This is a genomic window from Paraburkholderia sp. 22098 (assembly GCF_052045935.1).
Taxonomy (GTDB): domain Bacteria; phylum Pseudomonadota; class Gammaproteobacteria; order Burkholderiales; family Burkholderiaceae; genus Paraburkholderia; species Paraburkholderia caledonica.
Window position 1 is genome coordinate 1 of sequence record NZ_JBQEPV010000017.1, and the last position, 21868, is coordinate 21868.

Here is a 21868-nt window from a genome sequence, read left to right on the forward strand (position 1 = left end):
CACGCGTTTCGGAAACCTGTGATCAGCGATCACGATCAACCGAAACGGGTGATCACGATCATTCGGAATCCATGATCACGATCCGCCGAAATGCGTGATCACGTTCGCCGGAATACGCAGCATGGCCCGTGCGCAGGGCAAGATGTTTGACGGCGGGTGGCTGTTTCCCGGGCTCGATCCGCTCGACCAGTTAAGCACGCGACAGTTGAACCGCGACTGGCAACTGGCGCGTTTCCCCGATGCACTCCAGGCGAAAATTCTTCGGGCGAACCCATGGCCATCAGAGTGTCAGTGGTTCGCTTACCGGAAAGATGGTGTATTCAAGAGCTTGAGCCGACCAGCTGCGCCTTCTCCTCCACTAACGGCTGCCGACATGGACGCCCCGCCGTTTGCCTCACCACCGAATCTGCCAGAAATTTCATGGAAGTACGAAACAGTCGAGGCGAGTGGAGAAGGTTATATCGTTATAAGTCGCTCAGATAAGAAGGGTTATCACGAAATATGGCAAGCCGACATCGTTCAGAACAGCTTCCAGAAAGGCGATATCGACTTCGTGCAAGGCGACCTAATTCTCTCCCTTGTTGACCCCAAATCAAACAAGGCTCTCTGGTATCGCCATCTACGGCGTCTCGATTAACGCGATAGGCCACACGGTGTTTGTTGGCCGATTATCGACAACCAAAGTCCGAATGACGAACGACCGGTATTGGCCGAGGTTGTGTAAAAACGTATGGGCCGACGGGCGGGTAGGCCAACTGTGAGGCCGCCGCGTCTTCGCAGTTGACGATCTCTGAAGGCTGACCAGATTGAGATGCGCCGGCGAGCATGGGCAGGCGTGAGATTACGCGCCTGCCAGCTTCATCGCTCGCAGTGTCTTCGCGAATCCGAGGATCTTCATCACGCGTTTGAGGTTGTACGCCAGCACATGCAAACTCATTTCAGTCGAGACGTTCCCAAGCCTGCGCATCTGGAAGTGGGTTGAGCCCATCCAGTGCTTCAGCGTGCCGAACACGTGCTCGACCGTCCGTCGCCGTATTGTCATCGCATCGAGCTGACGATCCAGTCTGCGTTGCATTCTGTCGAGTACCGCTTCGTGTTCCCATCGGCGAATGCGCCGATACGGCGCCGGTGTGCACTGCTTTCTGAGTGGACAGTGTGGGCAGGCACTGCTCCAGTAGGTCCGCAATTTCAGCAGATTCGCCCTTTCAAACGAGGTGTACCTGTAAATCGCACGCTGGCCCGCCGGACATAGATACTGGTCGTCTTTGGCGATATAAATGAAGTCAGCCCGATCGAAGCGGCCGTCGGCCTTTGCACCAGATGTTTGCGTCTTAGGTACCAGTGCCGCGATACCCGCGTCGTCGCACGCCTTGATCTCTGGTGCGCTGAAATATCCACGGTCTGCCAGTGCCTTGATTTTCTTCTTCCCCATCGCGTCGCGCGCCGCTTTGGCCATCGGACTCAACTGCGTCCGGTCGTTGCCGACGTTCGTGACTTCGTGGGTAACGATGAGATGGTGCCGGGCGTCGACGGCGACCTGAACGTTATAGCCAACCACGCCCGTACCCTTGGCTTGGGAGATCATCGAGCGTGAGTCCGGGTCGGTCAGTGAGATCTGCTTTTCCGGCAGATCGTTCAGGAGTTCCGCTGCGCGTTTCAGATCGCGCATCTGTTCACGCAGCGTCTCGATCTTCTCCCGCAGGCGTTCAGTCTTCGTTTCTACCTCGGCCGGCTGAGTGCGATCGGCAGTCTCCAGCGCGTCCAGATAACGCTGGATGCTTTGCTCGATCTGCTCCTGACGCCGTGCAATCTTGTTGGGCGTGAAGTTGTTGTCGCGGCTGTTGACCGCCTTGAACTTGCTACCGTCGATGGCTACGACCGCTTGTGTGAACAGCTTCAGGTCACGGCATATCATCACGAAGCGACGGCACACGTTGCGAATGCCTTCGCCATTGCTCCGCCTGAACTCGGCAATCGTCTTGAAGTCCGGCGCAAGCCGGCCGGTCAGCCACATCAATTCGACATTGCGCTGGCACTCCCGCTCCAGGCGTCGGCTAGACTGCACGCGATTGAGATAGCCGTAGATATAGATCTTGAGCAGTACGGCTGGGTGGTAAGAAGGTCGCCCGGTGCTTGCCGGCGTAGTGCCTTCGAATCCGAGGGATGCCAGTTCGAGTTCTTCGACGAATGCGTCGACAATCCGCACAGGATTATCTTCAGCGATAAAGTCATCGAGACATTCCGGCAGGAGTGTCGTCTGACTGCGTTCCGCACCTTCGACAAATCGCCCCATCTGCGCCTCTCGATCCAGCAGGTTGATTCAGTCTAGATGATCATCTGAGTTTTTACACAACCTCGGCCGAACCTTGTCCGCTGCCTCAACGATCGCTGATCGCAAGGGGTATGCGAAAGCCAAAACTATCGCAGCAACATGCCTCCGCGGATCTCGACAGACCGCCCAACTACCCACGACAGATTGCGCTCACCATGTCCGACGGGGAGGCCCCCGTAGATTGGGACGCCTATCGGCGCCAGCACGTCCAGCAGCACGTCCTCGAGTGAGTAGTCGGCTCCGGCTGGCAACGGACAGCGAATGAAGTCTCCGAGCACGATCGCACGTGCGCCATCGAGGACGCCGGCGTGACGCAGCGTCATGATGCTGCGGTCGATGCGGTATGCAAGTTCAGTAACGTCCTCCAACACGACAATCGAGTCGCGAAAGCTAGGCTGCCAACGGCTGCCAGCCGTGCTCGCGAGTACCGTGAGGTTGCCGCCGACAAGCGGCCCTGTGATCGAATCAGCCGCTCCATGCAGACGTTCGAGTGGCAGCGGCGCCGGTGTGACCCCTGTGAGCGTATCGAGAACACTGCGGCGCGACACGTCGTCAACTTTCGTCGCGAGACCGTTGAGCGTCGGGCCGTGAATCACGCCGATGCCTGGAATCTGCCGTAGCGCGTAAAAAAGCGCGGTCGCATCGGAAAAGCCGATCACGGTTTTCCCGCATGGCACAGCAGTGGGCAGCGCTGGCAGCACATGCGCACAGCCATAGCCGGCGCGTGCGATCCAGACGATGTCGATCGCCGGATCCGACAACGCCGCAAGCAGATCGCCAGTGCGATGCTGATGGGCTCCAGCGAGATACCGGAACCGGTTAGCCACGTGCGCGCCCACGGAGACAGGAAACCCCCAACTCTCGAGCAGCGACACCGCCTGCGCGAGGTTATCCATGTCAGGAATGCCTGCCGGCGCAATGACCGCCACCCGTCTGCCTTCCACTGTCACGTCGATTGCTCCACTGTGTTGACCGGTCGACAGATGCCAACGTCCTTGTAGCGAACGCTGAGCTATGCTGCAAGCAAGAACCCGCTTTTGTCCTGGAAGACAGACATCGTTGCCTCGAGCCTGCTCGTTGTCACCAGTCGGAATTCCGTCCGGAATCGATTGTCGGCGATTCGGGCGACGAAGTCGATCGTCCCTTCGCAGTCGCAGCGCCTCACGCCGCACTGGCGCAGCGATAGTCTCGAACCGCGGGTCATATGCGGGAGACATAAGTCGACCCACATCCGCCTTTTGAACGACTCCGGCGGATGGCCGAGTTTGGCAGAAATGCAGCCGTTCACGCCGTAGCTCCCTTGTCACTTACGACGGCCTGCCGACACACCGCATGCGGCACCACGGATTCTTGAACTAGCGAACGATGAGAGTCGGGATGCCGCAACGCGCCAGGATACCTGATGTCACGGACCCAAGGACGAGATTGGCAATCGCCGAGTGCCCATGTGATCCCTCTATGATATGGTTAGGTTGGCATTAAGCCACTGCCAGCGCCCAGCCATTTCCTCGCATGCCTGATCCGTTGCTTCGGCTTTCTGTATCGGATCTCCGCGGCGTCTCGCTCTTCAATTTCCGCGGCGACCGGCATACCATCATCCGTCGCATTCTGCATGGCTTCTCTACGTCTTTTGCTTTCTGCCGACTCTTCCGCATTGATTTGGTCATCGTTCATGATCCACTCCTGTGAGACAGGCTGGTTCGCCGACGGGCGGTTGGCGCCACCCTGATAGTCTGGATGGCGCTTCACCTCGTAACGGTGTCGTGGCGCACGCGGCGTCATCCGTCCACGAAGACCCGTTGGGAAACAGGCATGCTGGACGACTGTCCTTTGTACCGGCTCGCGAGTTCGTGTACGACGGCCAGCGTGAGGAACGCAGACCGTGTGATGTGACGTTCGCTTGCGGCCAGATCGACTTGCTGCAGCAGACTTTCGAGCACACTGAACTGGATGGCCACGGCCCGCGAGGTAACCCGCACCAGATTGATGTCGACAAACATCCAGATTCCCACCCCATCGTCCATGTCGAGCGCATGCAATTCCGATGTACTGCAGGTGGGAGCGGGTATGAGTTGCTCGCTGCCATCATAGGCCAGTTCGACAACCTTCGGCGCGTCGCTCTTCAGTTCATCCATCGAACTGCCGTGCGCAACTGCATGGGGGAACCCGGGAAAACTGCCGCGAAAGCCGGTGTCGCCATCGCGGTGCACATAAAGCGGATATTGCATGACCTGCTCCACTCCAGTTGCGGAGCGACTGGCATCCGGTCAGAGTCCGCTCGCCTGAACGTTGCCGTCGACGATGTCCTTGCCGAATTGCATCGCGAGGTCGATGGCGTCACCAGCGGTCGTAGGACTTGCTGTAGTGAACAACGTCGAATAGCGCCGGGCCTTGGCCTCGCCGGGCTGAATGGTGTCGATGCGCACGACAGATGAAAACCGCCGCGGACCTTTGGCATACGGGTCACGATGCAGCGGAAACTCCTGATGAGCGTACGCGCGTAACTCGTACCCTCTGTATTCGATGGTGGGAATGGTCATGATGACGCGCTCCGTCAATGGTGCTGACCGTCATTGAACTGTATCTATCCGGATGCGAAAAAAGGGCGGCCAGAGGTACATCTGGATCACTTCACAATGCGCTTAATGACGCCGCAAAGCAAACTAAAACTTGCGGATGCCGTAACGGCCGTATTTCGCGCCATGATTTATGGAAAGGCAAGCTCCTCGCCACCTCGCCCCACCTCCGGAAGTACGGCGTCCCCGCCCCGTACGTCGCCGTACCGACCTTGATCGGGATCAGGCGCACACTTTTCCTACCAGGATACGGTTACGTTTCTTGCAACAGCCAATGAAGGGAAACGGCATGCTCCATCGGAGCGGCCCGGGAGCCACCGAACATGGACACACTCACGCCAGTCGCAATCCCGGTCAAGCAACCCGAGCACCCGAAGCTCCTGCAGATCATGGGCCCAGGCCTGATCACTGGCGCCTCCGACGACGACCCCAGTGGCATCGCCACCTATTCGCAAGTCGGCGCCCAGTTCGGTTACGGTCTCGCATGGACGTTGCTATTCAGCTATCCGCTCATGGCCGCGATTCAGGAAATCAGCGCGCGCATTGGGCGCGTTACCGGCTACGGCATCGCGGGCAATCTTCGCAGGCACTATTCCCCCTGGTTGTCGCGTGCGATTGTCGGCATGTTGCTGATCGCGAACGTCATCAATCTCGGCGCCGATCTCGGTGCAATGGGGGCAGCGCTCAAACTGCTGATTGCCGGCCCCGCATTGCTCTACGTATGCCTCTTCGGTCTGCTTTCGGTGGCGCTTGAAATCTTCACGCGCTATGCACGTTACGTGTCGGTATTGAAATGGCTATGCCTGTCGCTGTTCAGTTATGTGATTTGCGCGTTCATCGTGAAGGTGCCGTGGACCGAGGTTGGCCGGGCGACAATCTGGCCGCATCTCTCGGCCAGCCCCGACTATCTCGTGGCGATCGTGGCCGTGATGGGGACGACTATCAGCCCGTATCTGTTTTTCTGGCAAGCGGAACAGGAGGTCGAAGACGAGCAGGAACGCCCCGGCGCCTTGGCGCTGACCAGCGCGCCCGAGCAGGCGCAGGCCGAGTTCAGCCGCATCCGCATCGACACCTATCTCGGTATGGCCTTGTCGAACGTCATCGCGTTCTTTATTGTCGTGACAACCGCGACAACCCTCCACGCTCACGGCGTCACTAACATTCAGACGTCGGCCGAAGCGGCCGAGGCGTTGCGCGCGGTCGCCGGCCAGTTCACGTTTGTCGTGTTCGCGGCAGGCATCATCGGTACCGGCATGCTCACGCTTCCCGTCCTCGCCGGATCGGCTGCCTATGCGGTGGGCGAGCTCTTTTCGTGGACCGTCGGCCTCGCGCGCAAGCCATTCCAGGCCAAGGCGTTCTACTCGGTCATTGGCGCTGCGACAGCCATCGGCGTAGGCCTGAACTTCACCTCGATCGATCCCGTCAAGTCGCTTTACTGGAGTGCAGTGCTGAACGGCGTGGTTGCCGTGCCTGTTATGATCGCGATGATGCTACTAGCGATGCGCAAGGACATCATGGCTGGTTTCACCCTGCCGCTGACGTTGCGTGTTCTCGGCTGGATCGCCACGATCGTGATGGCGACGACCGTCGTTGCGATGGCCATTACATGGTTCGGATAGGACGACGCGCGCCGTTGACGGTATCGTCGGCACTATAAGCGCCCGATGCGCGCCCGCAACGAGTCGATTTCTTCGAGCAGGTCGAGAGCGAGAGCAATGCCCGGCGCGTTGATCTCGAATTCGTTCACGAGCCGCAACGCGATGCGCGTGTGGCAGAGCGACAAGCCCTTGAAACGCCACGCCGACGGCGCGCCCTCATGCGGTCCTAACGCGCCTTCCGACACCCACAGAACGACTTGCTCTTCAGAAGCGCCCGTCGCACGACACAAACCCGTCAGTGTGAATTCGCTATCTTCTTCGACAATGTGACCTTCAATCCAGGTCGTCGACGGCTCGCTCATGGTGATTCACCTGTAGAAATCGGCGCGCGGGTCGAATTCGAACGCCTGGCGCATGGTGTTCCAGGTCGCCTTCGAACGCTCGCTGTCGGCAGGCGGCAGCGCGATCTTCAAGACCGCATACAGGTCACCAGGCGGATTGCCAGGAATGCCTCTGCCCCTGAGCCGCAACCGCCGCCCACCGCCGGAATCAGGCGGTATCGTCATTTCGACGGCGCCGTCGGGCAGCGGTACCTGGATGCTTGCGCCGAGCGCCGCCTCCCAGGGCGCGACGGGCACGTCGAGCGACACATCGCGCCCATCGACGCGAAAGCGCGGATGGTCCCGTATCGTGATTTCCAGGTAAAGGTCGCCCGCTCGTCCCTCTCCGAAACCGGCGCCGCCTTGCGCCAGGAGCCGCAGATGCTGTCCGCTGCGCATGCCCTTGGGAATGGAAACATTGAGCGTACGCGACTGCACTGCGACGTGCCCTTGCGCATCGAGCATGGGTGTGTCCAGCGAAATCGCGCGTTGCGCGCCGCGATAGGCGTCATCGAGATCGATCGTGATTCTTGCGTGATGATCCTGTCCAGGAATCGAGCACTGGGCGCCGCTGTAAGCGCCTTCCAGATCACCCGCCGTTGCGTTTCCGCCTGCCTGCCTGGAGTGATCGCCCGCACGGTCGCGGCCGAACATCGCTTCGAAAAATTCACTGAAGTCCGTGGTGGTTCTGCCGCCGTGTTTCCCTTTCCCGTGAACTCGAAATTTTCATCCCACTGTGGCGGTGGCTGAAAATCCTGGCCGTCTCGCCAACTGCTGCCCATCCGATCGTATGCGGTGCGTTTTTCCGTGTCCTTGAGCACCTTGTAAGCCTCGCCCAGTTCTTTGAAGTGGTCTTCCGCGCCGTTATCTTTGTTCAGATCCGGGTGATATTTGCGCGCGAGCTTCCGATACGCACGCTTGATAGCGTCTTGCGTCGCTTCGCGTGGCAAGCCGAGGATCTCGTAGTAGTCCCTGTATTTCATGATGACGACCGGACGCGAGGGAATGGGCGTACACCGTCGCCCCGCTGCTCGTTGGGTTTCGTTGCAGTAGAAGTAACGGCATGCGCGTGCGCAGGCCTTACAGGTTGCAGCTAAACGCGCCAGAAATCAGTACGGTGCCGTACCAGCGCGATGGCGGCGCTCCCATCCCATCGCACCGGCCCATATTGGTCGGCGGGCGGACCACAATCATCTACCGCTTACGCTGGCGTTAGCCGCCATACCGGCGCACCTATGCCCTACTGTCACGTCAGCAGCAAGGGCCTATGAGCGGTTGCACGTTACCGTACAGACTCGCCGGCGTGAACCATGAGACTGTAAAGGTCAACCCTGCACGCGCCCGCGGCTTTCGGGCCGCTCTGGCGATGCAGGCAGACGCGAGAAAAAGTAGCACATGCCACGAGCGAACCGTACGCGACGCTACCCCGTCGGTCGCCAAAGCGTGCTTCGAAAACGAGTTCGGTTCACGCGTCGCAACCTGGGGATCAACATGTCACTGCTTCCGGCGTTCGTTCTGCCTTCCATCGGTGCGCCTGCGTTCTCTCCCGCGGATTCGACGAAAGCACTCGTCGGATGTCCTCCCGCACCCGCTATCATCAGTCCCTACAGCAGGTTGCAGCCGGCCTTCGGAAAGACAAAAGCTCCCAATGTGACAGACGAAATCCTTGCAATCGTCGCACACGAACTGCGCGGCCCATTGACGCCACTCCGGCTCGCGGTCCAGGTCATTCGTAGAACGTCACCCGATCAGCCGGACGTCATCCGGATGATCGAGACTGTGGAACGCCAGGTCGATGCAATCGCCCGACTGGCTGACGATCTGATGGATGCCACCCGCGTCGGCCAGGGCGCGCTTCGTATCGTCAAGCGCGAGGTCGGTTTGATGGAATTTCTCGCTGATCCTCTCGACGCCGCGGCGCTGGCGACCGCTGCGCGCGACCAGACCCTGGCTGTCGTCATTCCCGACCGGGCGTTGCGCATCGAATGCGATCCCGTCCGTCTCTCGCAGGCCGTCAATAACCTCCTGCACAACGCGGTGAAGTACACGCCACGGGGCGGTCATATCCGCGTCACGGCGCTGGCGGAAGATCAGAGTCTGGTTTTGTCCGTCAGCGACGACGGGTTGGGCATATCATCGGAGCTGTTACCGCATATTTTTGACCTTTTTGCTCAATCCACCCGGACGATAGCGGCCAGTGCCGGCGGTCTGGGGATCGGCCTCGCCGTCGTCAGCGCGATCGCCGAGGCGCACGGAGGCACGGCTCTCGCCGCGAGCGCGGGCCCCGGTGCCGGCAGTGAATTTACAGTCCGGTTGCCCGTCGGCCAACTATCGCGCGAGTCCGACTGCGTGTGACGACGTCCTCCGCTCGGCGTGCGCCAGCGGCACGCGGCTTTCCACGCCGAAATAATCGGCCGTCAAAGCGTTCGTTCGCGGCCGGAAAGGCCCGACACCCGTTTTTGTCGCATCAACCGCGCGAACTATAATTGGAACATGGACTTCCGGCCGATAGGCATGGAACGCATGGTTGCGAGAATGTCGTGCTGTATCCCCTGCAGAAAATCACGGAGCGGCAGATGGCGGACAGAGATCATCCGAAGAAAAATTGTCTGCTTTCCGTTCTACCAGAAACGGAGTGGGGCCGTCTTGAATCGCATCTGGTGCATGTCGATATGCCCTTGGGGCAGGTCATTTATGAGTCAGGGGATCGGCTCGACTATGTCTATTTCCCCACTACATCGATCGTCTCGCTGCTCTATGTAATGGAAGACGGCGCATCGGCAGAAATCGCGATCGTCGGCAAGGAAGGACTCATCGGCATCGCGCTTTTCATGGGCGGAGAAACGACGCCGAGCCGGGCAATCGTGCAGAGCGCCGGCCAGGCCTACCGGCTTGATGCCCGGATTCTGAAAGACGAGTTTCACCGCGCAGGACCCGTGCAGCGGCTGCTGCTACGCTATACCCAGGCGCTCATTACCCAGATGGCCCAGACAGCGGTATGCAACCGTCATCACTCGATCGACCAGCAGCTGTGTCGATGGCTGCTGCTTAGCATCGACCGTTTGCCGTCGAACGAACTGAAGATGACGCAGGAACTGATCGCCAACATGCTCGGCGTGCGGCGGTCGGGCGTCACGGAGGCAGCGCTGAAACTGCAGGATGCAGGGCTTATTCGCTATAGTCACGGGCATATTGAAGTGCTCAACCGCCCGGGGCTCGAGGCCCGTGTCTGCGAGTGCTATACCGTCGTCAGGCGGGAGTTCGACCGCCTGCTGCCTGACGTGCCTGCGCTGTAGACGGAGTTCGTACCCCTCGAAAAGCAGCTTAAATCTCGATGATCACCTTGAGTGCCCGGGTGTCCGCTGCATGCGAAAAGGTTTCGTAAGCGTCGAGGATATCGACGAATCTGAAGCGATGGGTAATCAATAGCTTCGCATCGATCCTGTTGGCTCGCAGGCTGCTGAGCAGCATGGGCGTGCTGACCGTATCGACGAGCCGCGTGGTGATCGTGATGTTTCGGTCCCACAGACGTTCCAGATGCAGATCCACCTTTGCACCGTGCACACCGATGTTGGCAATCGTGCCGCCCGGTGCGATCAGATCTTCACACAATTCAAAAGTGGCCGGAATACCTACCGCTTCGATAGCCGTGTCGACTCCGAATCTTCCGGCGACTGCCAGGAGCCTGCGGAAATCCGTCTTGCTGCGGCACACATGCCATCGCCGGGAGGACGTCGTGTGCTATGGAGAACCAGACAGGCTGCTTGAACTTGTGATGGGCGCGCTCACAGCGATGAAAAGTTTTCGCAGGTCTTTGCTATTCCAGCTCGATAACACCCGACTTCCAGTGCTCGTGCTTGCCGAGCTGCGTCTGTTCCGCCGCGTCCGCGACCTGCAACAAAGCATTCGCCAGCGCCCGGAGCGTCGCGGGATAGATGTCTTGCCCATTCCCCATCGCAGAGTCGAGCGTGACAAGCGGCGCACCATGCCGGTCTTTGCAAAGCCTGTATTCGAGTCGTTTCATGCTCTGCCTCCCGTTTCAAGTCTGGCTCTCTGCATCGACCGCATCCGGGTCGGGAACGGCGACGTACCTGTGCGGCTCGCCTCGGATAGCCGCGCCGTTATTGCCTTCACTAACCAGCGCGCGGGCCAAGCTTCGATCCACTACGGCATCGCGCACCAAGACGCGGTTACCATCGGCCTCGATTGCCCAAATTTCGAACATGTCGTTTTCCGTTGTTAATCGCGGGTGCACAACATATGCAGCCACCGATATAACCCTTCGACCTCGCCTTGCGCGTTTCCAATCTCCAGCAACGCGTCATCGAACCGACCGGCCATTGCTCCGCGATGGTGGTACTCATTGACCTCCTGCATCGCCGCATGAATATGGCGAATTCCCGCCCGAGCGTCGGCAGCGATGGCTAACTGTTCGGCGTCAAGGATCGTGCTCAGGTTCGCGATCAACTTGACACGCGCCAAACGCGCCCGCGCTTCAGACACTGCCTCTTGGCAGAATTCCGAAACGATGGTCCTCGCGTTGTCGGCGCTGCTGCTGATTGTCTTGATGGTTTCAACTGTGTGCTTCATGCCGTCGTTTTCCAATCTTATCGACCAATTGCGACGAAAACAGGCGTATCGCAAGTCTCACTGGCCGCATCGAAGTCAGCGACTGCGCGATCGTACTCAGCGATTAGCGAATCCATTTGGGCCTTTAGCTCAGGCGTAGGAACGTAGTTCAATTGCTGAATCTGCCGTCCAACGCGCACCTGCTCCTGAGCGAGGAAATGCAGCCTGTTGGCGCACCGCTGCTTACGTTGGAGGTCTGTATTGCTCATGATTTTCCCTATTCCGCAAAGACTTCCTGCAAGGTCCGCAGGGTGTCCAACAACGTCTTATCGGCAACCGCACCCTCTTTCTTAACCAGGCGCACCTTGTCTACTGCGCGAACCTGATCCAGGAGGATCAAACCCTGTTTGCGCTTGAACGTCACGGAAACCCGAAACGGCGCTGGACGGCCCTTGGAAGTCATCGGCGCGACGATGACGGTGCGCAAGTGGTCGTGCATTTCCGGAGGCGAAACGACGACACAGGGGCGCGTCTTCTGAATCTCGCTACCAAGCGTCGGATCAAGTGCGACCAACCAGACTTCCCCCCGCATTACCATGCAAGCTCCGCGTCATCGGCATTCGAAAACTCGCCCATGGCCAGAGCATCGTCACCGCTCTCGGCCAGAGCCTTGCTTGCTTCCGCCCAACCCTCACGGGCTTTGTGCTTGGGGCGGCGCAGAACAATCGCGTCGTTCTCGACTTCCATCTCCACCTCGCTCTCCAGCCCGAGTTGCGCGAGGACAGGCTTGGGAATTAGCACGCCCTGCGAGTTCCCCATTCTGCGAATCGTCGTCTTCATGAATCCTCCAAGGTAAGAACAATGTTAATCCGTTGCACCGCGAAAGTAAAGACAATGTTATAACGTTCCACGTTGCTTGTCTGGCCCGCCGAATCGGAGATGACTGTCACAACACGTCGCGAAACATCTGTCGCAGCTTTTTATCGGACACAGCCAGATCGGGCAAAATGTGGTCAAGCTCCGTTTTTATAAGTGGCAAGCATCACAATCTAGGCGGGGACACGGTTGGCCGATATGACTCTCATATTTGGGATGCGCCTTCCGTGGCTGATGCTTACAATCGTTGTTGCGTTCCGAAGATCGAGCGGGCCGCGTCCGCGTCTGTCAGCGGGCTGGTCCGCCCCCGGTCAGACAACCCACAGCGGTCGGTCAGTCGAATCAGCGTGTTGCGGACTGGAGCACCATAAAGCGGCCGTTGGCGACTTCACCCAACGGCCACATTCAGACACTGAAGTCTGCCGCGTGCAGACACTCGAGCATCCGACGAGCGCCCGCTAGCGGACATCCAATCGGCATTAATCACGCCGCAGCGCCCGTCGCCCATGGACCACGCCCCATCCCAGCCCCAACGCACCGGCGGTAACTGAGCCGATCAGCACCGCAAGCTTGGCGACAGAAAGCATCTGCGGATCGCGAAATGCGAGCATCGCAATGAATATCGACATCGTAAAGCCGATGCCAGCGAGAAGTGCGACCAGCGCGATGCCGTTCCATGTCACGCCAACCGGGAGCCGACAAATTCCGGTTCGCACAAGCGTCCAAGTCGTCAGAAAGACGCCGATGGGCTTTCCCAGTACCAAGGCGGCGATGATGCCAAGTAGGACGTACTGCGCCTGACCGCCCGTCAAACCAAGTCCGCTGAAGCTCACGCCAGCATTGGCCAACGCAAAGAGCGGCATGATGCCGTAAGCCACCCAGGGATGGAGCGACCACTGCACCCGAACCACGGGCGCAAGCATTTCACGCTGCGCCAGGCGCAGCACCTGTAGCGGTTTGGCAAGTCCGTCGGTGCTATCTGACGCTGCGCCCTCTTGCTGCACCATACTGCCGGTACCATGCGACATCTCGACGAGCGCGCGCTCCCGACGGAGCGTCGGCGTGACGGGTGTCATCAACCCAAGAACGACGCCGGCCAACGTCGGATGTGCTCCGCTTACGAGCAGCCCCGCCCAGATTATCGCTCCAGGAACGACGTACGCGGGCGCGAAACCGATGCTGATCCGCTGCATGACGAGCACCATTGCGACACCGATTGCGGCTACCCCAAAGCCTGTGTAGTTGAGTCCAGACGAGTAAAAGCATGCGATGACCAGAACCGCAATGATGTCGTCGACGATGGCCAGAGTAAGAAGGAAGATTCGCAGATTGCCGGGGATTGATCGTCCAAGCAACGCGAGAACGCCAACGGCGAACGCAATATCGGTGGCCGTCGGGACTGCCCACCCGCGGATCTCACCGGACGAATAGTTGACCGCGACGTAAATGAGAGCGGGCGCGACGACGCCTCCAACGGCCGCCGCGAGCGGCAATATTGCCTGGCCAACTTCATTTAATGATCCTTCATGCATTTCCCGACGTATTTCGATCCCCACCACGAGAAAGAATGCAGTCATCAACCCATCATTAATCCAGAAGTGCAGCGATCTGGAAAACTCGAACGGGCCAACTGTAAATGCAACCGGTGCTTCCCAGAGATGATGGTAAGCCTCGCTGAACGGTGAGTTGGCCCAAAGCAGCGCAGCGGCGGCGCAGATGAGAAGAACGATGCCGCTTGCAGCCTCGATCTGAAGAAAGTGTTCCAGTGCGGTGCGGGCTCTACGGGCGATGTGCTGAAGTTGTCGAGCGGATTGCTGGAGCATGAGAAATAAGACGGGCGTCAAAGGTCCCGCGTGGCGGCCCGACCAACGCGAAATCCTGTCCCGCCGCCTCGTCGCAGCTGACACCCTGAGCTTATTGTACAGGTGGATGTCTAAGGGACACTGACGCTTACCGCGCCGTGGCGGATTGGACTCTTTATTGAATCGCGCCAGCCGCTTGGGTATGGGACGCCGACGACTCACATAGCACCGCGGTTCTCCTATATAACCGCGCTTTGCCGGAAACCTCTTGCGAGGACGCTGGTGCGTATCTTCTCAAACCCCTTCCACGCCATCTGCGAAGCCGGACATAAACTGGCCGCTCCAGGCTTTCGCCATCACTCTCACATCAGGCCTAGCACCTAGCGTGGGATATCACCGGGTGCGCCGTCAAAGCGGACGCGCGCGGCATTGATCTCGGGATAACGATGATCGGCCCAATCGATGAGGGCCGCCATCGGTTCCAGCAGGGATTGGCCTAGCGGAGCCAGACGATATTCGACGCTTGGCGGGCTGGTGGGAAAAACATGGCGGGTGATGAGTCCGTCGCGCTCCAGATCGCGAAGTGTGTGGGTAAGCATGCGCTTGGAAATGTCCGGGATGGCTCGGTGAAGCCCACTGAAGCGCTGCGATCGCGTCGCGAGCTCCATGATCATGAGCATGCTCCATTTGTCGCCGATGCGGTCGAGCACGTCGCGAACCGCGCAGTGTGCGGGCTGGGCGTCGCCTAATTGACGTTGATATCGGCTGAATCTCTCGATCGCATTCTGGGCGGTGCTCATTCGGGTTCCCTTTAACTCTTCTGGTAACAAAAAACTGCCTCCTTACAGCGCGAGGCATAGGTCTCTATGATAGACCTGCCCTCAAACAAAGACCGTTCCGCAGAGAGCTCTGATTCCACCCCTGCTCCCGCCCCGCCGGTGCCAGACTGCGGCGGACATGTAGGCGGGGGTGTGGTCGAGTCGCGGGATACAAATCAGGAGAAACACATGTTTTTGGTAATGGGAATCACGGGACGCGTAGGCGGCGCAACGGCGCAACATCTTTTGGCGCAAGGCAAGAAAGTCCGGGCGCTGGTCCGCAATCGCGAGCAGGCGGCGAATTGGGCGGATCAGGGCGTGGAACTGGTCGACGGCGACTGGAATGATGCGACCGCCGTGGAGAGGGCGCTCGAAGGGGTCGAAGGTGCATTTGTCATGCTGCCGGCGGTCTGGGCACCCTCGCCGGATTTCGGGGAAGCAAAGAGCGTGATCGCTAACTATGTCGAGGCGCTGGCCAGGGTAGTGCCGCCGCGGGTGGTTGTGCTGTCGTCGATGGGTGCAAACAGAACCAGCGGGCTGGGAATGATCACCGCCCTCTCGCTTCTGGAACAAGCAATGCGCCACCTGACATTGCCGATCGCCTATGTGCGAGCCGGCGGATTTTTCGAGAACTTCCTTTACGGCTTGCATGTCGCCCAGGGCGGCACGCTACCCGTCTACTACAACCCGACGAGTCGGAAGTCGACCATGGTCGCGACCGACGATATCGGCGCCGAGGTGGCGACGCTGCTGACCGGGCCGGTGTGGTCCGGGCAACGCGTCGTCGAGCTCGGTTCGATGGTCAGCGCGGATGAAATCGCGGCCCAGCTAGGCGAAGTCTTGCAGCGCGACGTTAAGGCCTTTGCCATCCCGCGGGCCGGTTGGCCGGCAGCGTTCGAACAGTTCGGCATCCCGAAGGGCCACACCGGACCGGCCGAAGCGATGTTCGATGCCGTCAACGCGGGCTGGATGGACCTCGGCGTCGCGGGCACGAAGCACGTCGCGGGCACGACATCGCCTCGCGATGTCTTTGCGGCGGCCTACAAGGCCACCACGGCATGAACAGAGCAGATCGTGTCGGCTCGTCGACCAGGCGGCCACACTCATGTTCGGCGCAGCGCTCTCATCGGAGAAGGTAGACGAATGTCCAAGATTTCCTGGCGCCAAAAATTACCTTTGGTTCTCGCGGCTTTTTTCGTCGTGGGATCACTCAGCAACATCGTCACCCCGCAATCCATCTTCGAGGAATACCTGAAGTGGGGATATCCGCACTGGTTCCATTTTGTGACCGGTTTGCTGGAACTTATGACCGCCGTTCTGCTGGCGCGAGCACGGACGCGGCTGTGGGGCTCGGCGCTCGGCTGCGCGGTGATGTTGGCTGCGCTGGCAACCGTCACAGTTCACGGCGAATATGGACATGGGGTGGCGCCACTTGTCGTGACAACACTATTGATTGTTGTCGGCTGGATTGCCTGGCGCAAGCGGCTCTCTGCCGATTCTATGGCTCGGGCCTAGACCTTCCGCAGCCTCCACGAGCCTCAAAGCATCCTGAAAGTGCTATAGCTGCCAACCAGTCATCGGTTTGAAATCTCAGTTGGAACAGGGTTGACTTATTGAATTGAGCTTGGCGGTTGGCGCCTCAAGGGGCGTCCGAAGCACTTCAGAAGCGGCCATCGACGTCTTGTGCTCCCGACCGGCCGTTCAGGGTCGGGTTCGGCCGACCACGTCGGGCGGCAGTCGGCCAAGAGCCGCCGGTCGAGGTCGACATCCAGTTTGATCAGCCAAGGTCTCGTTTGCCCTCGCTCAATGGCCGGTTTCCGACGAGCGAATTGCCGGGGGCACCGCCTCAACCCGGCCGAGGTTGTGTAAAAACGTATGGGCCGACGGGCGGGTAGGCCAACTGTGAGGCCGCCGCGTCTTCGCAGTTGACGATCTCTGAAGGCTGACCAGATTGAGATGCGCCGGCGAGCATGGGCAGGCGTGAGATTACGCGCCTGCCAGCTTCATCGCTCGCAGTGTCTTCGCGAATCCGAGGATCTTCATCACGCGTTTGAGGTTGTACGCCAGCACATGCAAACTCATTTCAGTCGAGACGTTCCCAAGCCTGCGCATCTGGAAGTGGGTTGAGCCCATCCAGTGCTTCAGCGTGCCGAACACGTGCTCGACCGTCCGTCGCCGTATTGTCATCGCATCGAGCTGACGATCCAGTCTGCGTTGCATTCTGTCGAGTACCGCTTCGTGTTCCCATCGGCGAATGCGCCGATACGGCGCCGGTGTGCACTGCTTTCTGAGTGGACAGTGTGGGCAGGCACTGCTCCAGTAGGTCCGCAATTTCAGCAGATTCGCCCTTTCAAACGAGGTGTACCTGTAAATCGCACGCTGGCCCGCCGGACATAGATACTGGTCGTCTTTGGCGATATAAATGAAGTCAGCCCGATCGAAGCGGCCGTCGGCCTTTGCACCAGATGTTTGCGTCTTAGGTACCAGTGCCGCGATACCCGCGTCGTCGCACGCCTTGATCTCTGGTGCGCTGAAATATCCACGGTCTGCCAGTGCCTTGATTTTCTTCTTCCCCATCGCGTCGCGCGCCGCTTTGGCCATCGGACTCAACTGCGTCCGGTCGTTGCCGACGTTCGTGACTTCGTGGGTAACGATGAGATGGTGCCGGGCGTCGACGGCGACCTGAACGTTATAGCCAACCACGCCCGTACCCTTGGCTTGGGAGATCATCGAGCGTGAGTCCGGGTCGGTCAGTGAGATCTGCTTTTCCGGCAGATCGTTCAGGAGTTCCGCTGCGCGTTTCAGATCGCGCATCTGTTCACGCAGCGTCTCGATCTTCTCCCGCAGGCGTTCAGTCTTCGTTTCTACCTCGGCCGGCTGAGTGCGATCGGCAGTCTCCAGCGCGTCCAGATAACGCTGGATGCTTTGCTCGATCTGCTCCTGACGCCGTGCAATCTTGTTGGGCGTGAAGTTGTTGTCGCGGCTGTTGACCGCCTTGAACTTGCTACCGTCGATGGCTACGACCGCTTGTGTGAACAGCTTCAGGTCACGGCATATCATCACGAAGCGACGGCACACGTTGCGAATGCCTTCGCCATTGCTCCGCCTGAACTCGGCAATCGTCTTGAAGTCCGGCGCAAGCCGGCCGGTCAGCCACATCAATTCGACATTGCGCTGGCACTCCCGCTCCAGGCGTCGGCTAGACTGCACGCGATTGAGATAGCCGTAGATATAGATCTTGAGCAGTACGGCTGGGTGGTAAGAAGGTCGCCCGGTGCTTGCCGGCGTAGTGCCTTCGAATCCGAGGGATGCCAGTTCGAGTTCTTCGACGAATGCGTCGACAATCCGCACAGGATTACCTGTCCCTTCTGCAACGGTGACAACGAAGCCGTCGACACGCTTAACGGTCCATCCGTTAAGCAGTTTTTCGCCTACATGCGCGGGGTACGAAGCATTGCGGTATTCGTAGAGGACCGACTGTCCGCTCACGTCACTGAAGGCACCGACGAATCGCACAGGCTCCGCGCGATAACGGACAGGCGCCGGTTTGATGCTGGGGGGAGGTGCAGGCGCGTTGGTGGGCGCCGCGGGAGCCACTCCATTGAGAGCCACACCGTTAGGCAGCCCACTCCCATTGCCGGCCAGTTGCCGCGCAATAGACGATCGGGCGATCCGGTCCACGTCCTCGATGGACAGGCGCGACTCTGACGGCGCCGGTGCCGACGCGGGCGCAATGGACACTGGCGTTGCAGCTGCGGACTGGGCAACTGCAGGCTGTGAGGCTGCGCTTGTATGGGCGACCGCACTGGCGGCCGTCGATTCCATGGTCAGGTCGAGGTCCGCTGACGGCACCCGTGAACGGGCTGCTTGCGGATGCGACGCCCGCGGCTTTGGCTGCGCGTGGACGGCGACAGACGCAATCATCAACGCGCACGCGAGCGCCGACAGGACTTTAGTTGAGCACATAGTATTTGCCCCTGGCAGTGAAATGGATACCGTTCTGGACCTGCACGCCACCGTCCTGCGTTTTGCTGGCACCGGGGTCTCCCAGCTTCAGTTCGACGGTGATCGTGTCCAGCGTCATGTTCGACGGCAGTCGCGCCAGTAATGGCGACTGCCACCGATAGCCGTTGATCGTCCACTCGCCCACGCGGATCATCTGCGCGGGTCGCGAATCGTTGGTGCCCACCGGCGTCGCGAGAAGTGGCATTGGGGGGTCGAGATGGACCGTGTAGCCGTAGCTGTCGAGATCAAAAGGCTTCGACGAAAGCTTCTGTGGCGGCGTCTGCAAGGCGTCGATCAGTCCCTGCTCCGTGGGCCAGGCTTTCTGGTCCCGCGCGGCCACGAAGGCGACAGTGGGAATCTGCGGTCCCCGCGCACCCGCATGCAGACCGTCAGCATCGAAATGCAGCGGTCGCATCGACTCGGGGGCCAAGTGGCGAAGTTCATCGAAGCTGCCGCCGTGGCGGCGCAGAGTCTCAGCGCAATACCCCTGCGTGCCACACACCGCTTTCTCGAAGACGAAACCTGCAACGACGGTTTCGCTGTCGCCAAGGCGTTCCAGCAGTGCCGGCGCGAGCAGATTGGCACGCGGCATCTTCGCGGCAAACGTCTGACGCACCTGCAGCGCGTATTTCTCTTCGAACGATGGCTCGCGCGGCGCTGGGGGCGGCGGCGGATTGAGAATATCGGCCAGTTCAATGCCACCAAATACGAGCGCAGCACCAATCACGACGATGGGCACGATGGATGGAACAGCGGCGGGCACCCTGACCACGCGGGCGCTCTTGCGCGCGTCGAGCAGTGCATCGGGGCCAAAGCTCTCGTCGACGTCCCTGACGGCTGGCCCGGAGCCAAGCGTCGTCAGCCTCAGGTTCAGCTTCAGACATTCCTGCTCGATCGCAAGCTTCCGCTCGTGGGCCTGCGGTACGGTGAGAACCTCGTCGCTGCGCACAACACCGCGCACAACAAAGACGACGTGTACGCGCTGATCGCCCTGCAGGAGTACCACCGCGGCCGCCTTGCCCTTGACCCGGGCGTGCTGGGCGATGCGAGCCGCTCCCGAGTAAAGCTTTGCGCCCTTGAGTTCGGCCACTTCAGGCGCGCAGAAGCCACCGATGACATCCTTGCCGATCCTGTACTCGACATAATGGGTCGCGCCGAAATCGTCGGCATAGCGACGGCGCTCTGCCCGCATCTGCTTTGACGGATAGGCGCGCCACTCGAGTCCGAAAACAAGGCGCGCGTTTTTCTCGCGCGGCAGCGGATCGGTAATGTGCATAGCTGTGCTCACATCGACGGGACGACAGAAGCCGTCAGCATGATGACCTGGAAGGTTCTCGCCTTGTTCCACAGGCCCGTGATACCGGCGATGCCGCCGTTGGTGGTGCTGTCAGCGTGATCGGTCATCTCGCCATAGAGCACTACCGTCTGTCCGTCGGACAGCGCGACGATCTGGTCGTCCTTGCTGCCGACCGTGTGCGCCAGCTGGATCGTCTGCTGCGTCTGTCCTGAGCCGACCGACTTCTCTGTGAAGGGGCCGTTCAGCTTCGAACTGTCGCTCCAGTAGGCCAGCACGATCTGGTTGTGGTCGTTCACCGACGGCAGGATGTTGACGAAGTCGCCGGTCGTCACGGTGCCCGGGTTCAGCCCAGGTACACCACCTGACGTTGCTGTAAGGCTGCCCGCCGAGGACGTCGTCGATCTGAGGTAATCGTCGCTCTGGAACGAAGCGATCGACACCGGCAGGCCATTGAGCGTGAGTTTGGTCTGCGTGTTGTCCTGCACCGTGCGGCCGTACTGGTTCAGCGCATTGATGACCGCATTCGTGCCGGAGAAAGGCGCGTTCGGGCGCAAGACGGACATGCCAAGCGTACCGCCTCCGGACGACAGCGATGTGGGCGACACGAAGCTGATCGCGTACTTTGCGAGACCGCCCTGGATCGCATTGAACACGACATCCCCGTTCACGCCAGCCTGGCTGCCGCGGTTCAACGCAATCTGCAACGTGCGCACGCGGATTGCCACTTGACGCGTCGATACGGCGTTCTCCTGGGCGAGCAGCTTGCCCATCGCATCGGCGGCCTCGCGCGTGTCATGGACCATGACAAGGCGGCTCTGGGGATTCACATTCACGCGCCCCATCGGCGAGCGAAGCTTGTTCAGTGCGTCCATGATCGACTGAATCTGGTCGAAGTCGCCCTGACGGCCCGTCGAGGTTTGCGCCGAGAAGGAACCCGTATCTCCGCTGCCCCCGCCGCTGCCGTTCGCCTGATTGCCCGTGGACGTGTCCATGCCCTTCGACATCGTCGACTTGATCGAGACCTTGCCGGGGATGGCGGCGATCTGATACATGCGTGTCACGAAGCGCGTAATGTTGATGGTCGAACCATCGAAAGACCAGTCGAGCCCGAGATCCTCCGTCATGCGCGTGAGGTACTCGCCCGCCGGTCCGTCAAAGACCTGCGCATAGCGAGGCTTTTCGTAATTGTTCGCGTTGCCGCCGCCAGATGCTCCAGACGACTTGCCATCGGACGATGCGCCCTCGCGCGGCACGAGCGAACTGCGCGGAACAAACACGTCAGGACTCAGATGAACGGCATAGCCGGTCGCGCCGGACACTAGGTTCGCGATCTGGTTGATATCGAGATTCGCCGGCATCGTGATGCGCTTTTCGCGAAACGTCGCAGGCAGCGTAGCCTCATAGGCGACCGGCACGAGGCGATCGCCGAGGAACGCTGTCGGTACATCTTCAACGAGCGCCATTGAGCCCGACAGATTGTTCATGGCAGCGCTCGCGCTGCTATTGGCCGAGTCGTAGGCCGAATTCACGTCGCCTTGCGTGACGGCACAGCCAGCGATGACGAGCAGGCACGCAGCAGCAATTGAAGTCCTCAGAATCTGGGCGTGGCGCATCG

At 60.0% G+C, this 21868-nt stretch carries 22 protein-coding genes and 3 pseudogenes; 6 read left to right on the forward strand and 19 right to left on the reverse strand.

Annotated elements, in window-relative coordinates:
- Positions 1-121: 121 nt before the first annotated feature.
- Positions 122-214, forward strand: a pseudogene (locus tag ACTJLB_RS27450) (integrase); the annotation flags it as partial.
- Between the two features lie 627 nt (positions 215-841).
- On the opposite strand, the gene ACTJLB_RS27455 reads toward ACTJLB_RS27450, so the two are convergent.
- From ACTJLB_RS27455 to ACTJLB_RS27480, 6 genes are all read right to left on the reverse strand, one after another.
- Positions 842-2293 carry an IS1182 family transposase gene (locus tag ACTJLB_RS27455; RefSeq protein ID WP_102636543.1) on the reverse strand — a complete coding sequence of 484 codons (1452 nt, stop codon included), beginning with the start codon at positions 2291-2293 and terminating at the stop codon, positions 842-844.
- A gap of 125 nt (positions 2294-2418) precedes the next feature.
- A complete protein-coding gene (locus tag ACTJLB_RS27460) occupies positions 2419-3282 on the reverse strand; it encodes a S66 peptidase family protein (protein WP_440785185.1) in 864 nt (287 codons plus the stop codon).
- Between the two features lie 405 nt (positions 3283-3687).
- On the reverse strand, positions 3688-3795 hold the full coding sequence (locus ACTJLB_RS27465; RefSeq protein WP_440785219.1) for a universal stress protein: 108 nt from the start codon (positions 3793-3795) through the stop codon (positions 3688-3690).
- Between the two features lie 4 nt (positions 3796-3799).
- Entirely contained in the window at positions 3800-4006 is a 207-nt protein-coding gene (locus ACTJLB_RS27470) for a hypothetical protein (RefSeq protein WP_440785186.1), read from the reverse strand.
- 104 nt (positions 4007-4110) lie between these two features.
- Positions 4111-4560 (reverse strand): type II toxin-antitoxin system HicB family antitoxin, encoded by a 450-nt coding sequence (locus ACTJLB_RS27475; RefSeq protein WP_440785187.1) that lies wholly within the window; start codon positions 4558-4560, stop codon positions 4111-4113.
- 39 nt (positions 4561-4599) lie between these two features.
- A complete protein-coding gene (locus ACTJLB_RS27480) occupies positions 4600-4872 on the reverse strand; it encodes a hypothetical protein (RefSeq protein WP_338943471.1) in 273 nt (90 codons plus the stop codon).
- A 359-nt stretch (positions 4873-5231) separates the two neighbouring features.
- Here ACTJLB_RS27480 and ACTJLB_RS27485 point away from each other — a divergent pair, with 359 nt between their 5' ends.
- Positions 5232-6527, forward strand: a complete 1296-nt coding sequence (locus ACTJLB_RS27485) for an NRAMP family divalent metal transporter (RefSeq protein ID WP_408480704.1) — start codon at positions 5232-5234, stop codon at positions 6525-6527.
- Positions 6528-6559: 32 nt separating this feature from the next.
- On the opposite strand, the gene ACTJLB_RS27490 is transcribed toward ACTJLB_RS27485, so the two are convergent.
- Together ACTJLB_RS27490 and ACTJLB_RS27495 are read right to left on the reverse strand one after the other, a co-directional pair.
- A complete protein-coding gene (locus tag ACTJLB_RS27490) occupies positions 6560-6868 on the reverse strand; it encodes a chaperone modulator CbpM (RefSeq protein ID WP_408197744.1) in 309 nt (102 codons plus the stop codon).
- A 6-nt stretch (positions 6869-6874) separates the two neighbouring features.
- Positions 6875-7869 (reverse strand): annotated as a pseudogene (locus ACTJLB_RS27495) (DnaJ C-terminal domain-containing protein).
- 508 nt (positions 7870-8377) lie between these two features.
- Between ACTJLB_RS27495 and ACTJLB_RS27500 the strand changes: the two are divergent.
- Together ACTJLB_RS27500 and ACTJLB_RS27505 are read left to right on the forward strand one after the other, a co-directional pair.
- Positions 8378-9241, forward strand: coding sequence for a sensor histidine kinase (locus ACTJLB_RS27500; protein WP_440785188.1), 864 nt, complete (start codon positions 8378-8380; stop codon positions 9239-9241).
- A 221-nt stretch (positions 9242-9462) separates the two neighbouring features.
- Entirely contained in the window at positions 9463-10182 is a 720-nt protein-coding gene (locus ACTJLB_RS27505) for a Crp/Fnr family transcriptional regulator (RefSeq protein WP_338944161.1), read from the forward strand.
- Positions 10183-10210: 28 nt separating this feature from the next.
- Here ACTJLB_RS27505 and ACTJLB_RS27510 read toward each other — a convergent pair.
- The 8 genes and pseudogenes from ACTJLB_RS27510 to ACTJLB_RS27545 form a co-directional block, all read right to left on the reverse strand.
- Positions 10211-10627 (reverse strand): annotated as a pseudogene (locus ACTJLB_RS27510) (zinc-binding dehydrogenase); the annotation flags it as partial.
- A gap of 76 nt (positions 10628-10703) precedes the next feature.
- The gene (locus ACTJLB_RS27515) at positions 10704-10910 is read right to left on the reverse strand and encodes a hypothetical protein (RefSeq protein WP_315697566.1); all 207 of its coding nucleotides are present in this window, start codon (positions 10908-10910) and stop codon (positions 10704-10706) included.
- 15 nt (positions 10911-10925) lie between these two features.
- Positions 10926-11111: a hypothetical protein gene (locus ACTJLB_RS27520; RefSeq protein WP_183802273.1), complete on the reverse strand. Its 186-nt coding sequence runs from the start codon at positions 11109-11111 to the stop codon at positions 10926-10928.
- A 14-nt stretch (positions 11112-11125) separates the two neighbouring features.
- The gene (locus ACTJLB_RS27525) at positions 11126-11476 is read right to left on the reverse strand and encodes a hypothetical protein (protein WP_440785189.1); all 351 of its coding nucleotides are present in this window, start codon (positions 11474-11476) and stop codon (positions 11126-11128) included.
- Between the two features lie 256 nt (positions 11477-11732).
- Positions 11733-12053, reverse strand: a complete 321-nt coding sequence (locus ACTJLB_RS27530; protein WP_440785190.1) for a type II toxin-antitoxin system PemK/MazF family toxin — start codon at positions 12051-12053, stop codon at positions 11733-11735.
- The gene (locus ACTJLB_RS27535) at positions 12047-12295 is read right to left on the reverse strand and encodes an AbrB/MazE/SpoVT family DNA-binding domain-containing protein (protein WP_440785191.1); all 249 of its coding nucleotides are present in this window, start codon (positions 12293-12295) and stop codon (positions 12047-12049) included. The genes ACTJLB_RS27530 and ACTJLB_RS27535 overlap by 7 nt, the downstream gene beginning before the upstream one ends.
- A gap of 515 nt (positions 12296-12810) precedes the next feature.
- The gene (nhaA, locus tag ACTJLB_RS27540; protein ID WP_440785192.1) at positions 12811-14154 is read right to left on the reverse strand and encodes a Na+/H+ antiporter NhaA; all 1344 of its coding nucleotides are present in this window, start codon (positions 14152-14154) and stop codon (positions 12811-12813) included.
- Positions 14155-14513: 359 nt separating this feature from the next.
- A complete protein-coding gene (locus ACTJLB_RS27545) occupies positions 14514-14933 on the reverse strand; it encodes a winged helix-turn-helix transcriptional regulator (protein ID WP_440785193.1) in 420 nt (139 codons plus the stop codon).
- A 207-nt stretch (positions 14934-15140) separates the two neighbouring features.
- On the opposite strand from ACTJLB_RS27545, the gene ACTJLB_RS27550 reads away from it, so the two are divergent.
- Positions 15141-16013 (forward strand): NmrA family NAD(P)-binding protein, encoded by an 873-nt coding sequence (locus ACTJLB_RS27550; protein ID WP_440785194.1) that lies wholly within the window; start codon positions 15141-15143, stop codon positions 16011-16013.
- A gap of 81 nt (positions 16014-16094) precedes the next feature.
- Positions 16095-16466 (forward strand): DoxX family protein, encoded by a 372-nt coding sequence (locus ACTJLB_RS27555; protein ID WP_440785195.1) that lies wholly within the window; start codon positions 16095-16097, stop codon positions 16464-16466.
- A 471-nt stretch (positions 16467-16937) separates the two neighbouring features.
- Here the strand turns inward: ACTJLB_RS27555 and ACTJLB_RS27560 are convergent, their stop codons facing one another.
- The 3 genes from ACTJLB_RS27560 to ACTJLB_RS27570 form a co-directional block, all read right to left on the reverse strand.
- Positions 16938-18374 (reverse strand): IS1182 family transposase, encoded by a 1437-nt coding sequence (locus tag ACTJLB_RS27560; RefSeq protein WP_440785220.1) that lies wholly within the window; start codon positions 18372-18374, stop codon positions 16938-16940.
- 529 nt (positions 18375-18903) lie between these two features.
- A complete protein-coding gene (locus tag ACTJLB_RS27565; RefSeq protein ID WP_440785196.1) occupies positions 18904-20232 on the reverse strand; it encodes a hypothetical protein in 1329 nt (442 codons plus the stop codon).
- Between the two features lie 8 nt (positions 20233-20240).
- Entirely contained in the window at positions 20241-21866 is a 1626-nt protein-coding gene (locus tag ACTJLB_RS27570) for a type II secretory pathway protein (RefSeq protein WP_440785197.1), read from the reverse strand.
- Positions 21867-21868 lie beyond the last annotated feature (2 nt).